Origin of the sequence: Paractinoplanes durhamensis, from assembly GCF_016862175.1 — a bacterium.
GTDB classification, from domain to species: Bacteria; Actinomycetota; Actinomycetes; order Mycobacteriales; family Micromonosporaceae; genus Actinoplanes; species Actinoplanes durhamensis.
The window spans coordinates 1-2,042 of sequence record NZ_BOML01000116.1 but is presented as its reverse complement, the minus strand read 5'-3'; the positions used below and the strand labels follow the sequence as shown (position 1 = coordinate 2,042).

Genomic DNA, 2,042 nt, shown 5'->3' with positions numbered 1-2,042 from the left:
GTGTGGGTGGGTAGGGGAGCGTCGTGCAGCCAGGGAAGCGGCGGGGTGACCCAGTCGTGGAGGCTGCACGAGTGAGAATGCAGGCATGAGTAGCGAATGAAGAGTGAGAAACTCTTCCGCCGGATGACCAAGGGTTCCAGGGCCAGGCTAATCCGCCCTGGGTGAGTCGGGGCCTAAGGCGAGGCCGAGAGGCGTAGTCGATGGATAACGGGTTGATATTCCCGTACCCGCGAAGGAACGCCCAAGACGAATTTTCAGGTGCTAACCACGCGAAGCGCTGGCGACCTTCGGGTCAAAGTCGTGGAGTCTGGGAACCTCTGGATTAGTAGTTTAGCGATGGGGTGACGCAGGAAGGTAGCTGGTCCCAGGCGGTGGTTGTCCTGGGGTAAGCGTGTAGGCCGTCACGTAGGCAAATCCGCGTGGCAATAGGCTGAGACGTGATGCCGAGCCGTATCAGGTGAAGTCAGTGATCCTATGCTGCCGAGAAAAGCCTCTAGCGATGTTCCGAGCGGCCCGTACCCTAAACCGACACAGGTGGTCAGGTAGAGAATACCAAGGCGACGGGCGAACTGTGGTTAAGGAACTCGGCAAATTGCCCCCGTAACTTAGGGAGAAGGGGGGCCGGACGCGTGAAGCCCCTTTGCGGGTGGAGCGTGGTATGGCCGCAGAGAGCAGGGGGAAGCGACTGTTTACTAAAAACACAGGTCCATGCCAAGTCGTAAGACGATGTATATGGACTGACGCCTGCCCGGTGCTGGAACGTTAAGGGGACCTGTCAGCCGTAAGGCGAAGCGGAGAACTTAAGCGCCAGTAAACGGCGGTGGTAACTATAACCATCCTAAGGTAGCGAAATTCCTTGTCGGGTAAGTTCCGACCTGCACGAATGGCGTAACGACTTCCCCACTGTCTCAACCACAGGCCCGGCGAAATTGCACTACGAGTAAAGATGCTCGTTACGCGCGGCAGGACGGAAAGACCCCGGGACCTTTACTATAGCTTGACATTGGTATCCGAATTTAATTGTGTAGGATAGGTGGGAGCTTTTGATCCCCGGACGCCAGTTCGGTGGGGAGGCATTGTTGAAATACCACTCTGTTGGGTTTGGGTATCTAACTTGCGGCCCTGATCGGGTCGAGGGACAGTGTCTGGTGGGTAGTTTAACTGGGGCGGTTGCCTCCTAAAGGGTAACGGAGGCGCCCAAAGGTTCCCTCAGCCTGGTTGGCAATCAGGTGTTGAGTGTAAGTGCACAAGGGAGCTTGACTGTGAGACTGACAGGTCGAGCAGGGACGAAAGTCGGGACTAGTGATCCGGCACTTGCGTGTGGAAGCGGTGTCGCTCAACGGATAAAAGGTACCCCGGGGATAACAGGCTGATCTTCCCCAAGAGTCCATATCGACGGGATGGTTTGGCACCTCGATGTCGGCTCGTCGCATCCTGGGGCTGTAGCAGGTCCCAAGGGTTGGGCTGTTCGCCCATTAAAGCGGTACGCGAGCTGGGTTTAGAACGTCGTGAGACAGTTCGGTCCCTATCCGCCGTGCGCGTTGGATACTTGAGAAGGGCTGTCCCTAGTACGAGAGGACCGGGACGGACGAACCTCTGGTGTGCCAGTTGTCCCGCCAGGGGCACGGCTGGTTGGCTACGTTCGGAAGGGATAACCGCTGAAAGCATCTAAGCGGGAAGCCTGCTTCGAGATGAGGTATCCCACCACCTTGAGTGGGTAAGGCTCCCAGCCAGACGACTGGGTTGATAGGCCGGAGATGTAAGCCAGGTAACTGGTTCAGTCGACCGGTACTAATAGGCCGAGGGCTTAACCACCCTAAACTTGTGCTACGCGTCCACTGTGTGATTCACAGCAAACGAACAACCACCCCCATAGCATCATGGTTGGGGTTGCTGGTTTGTTCCGCTGAAGACTGTTTCGGTGGTCATAGCGGAGGGGAAACGCCCGGTCTCATTCCGAACCCGGAAGCTAAGCCCTCCAGCGCCGATGGTACTGCACTCGGGAGGGTGTGGGAGAGTAGGACGCCGCCGGACTCAACGTT

2 rRNA genes are annotated in these 2,042 nt (G+C 57.3%); both read left to right on the top strand.

Annotation, left to right across the window (positions count from 1 at the left end):
- Positions 1–1,815: ribosomal RNA gene (locus tag Adu01nite_RS47340) — 23S ribosomal RNA — on the top strand; the annotation flags it as partial.
- Between the two features lie 102 nt (positions 1,816–1,917).
- Positions 1,918–2,034: ribosomal RNA gene (gene rrf, locus Adu01nite_RS47335) — 5S ribosomal RNA — on the top strand.
- Positions 2,035–2,042 lie beyond the last annotated feature (8 nt).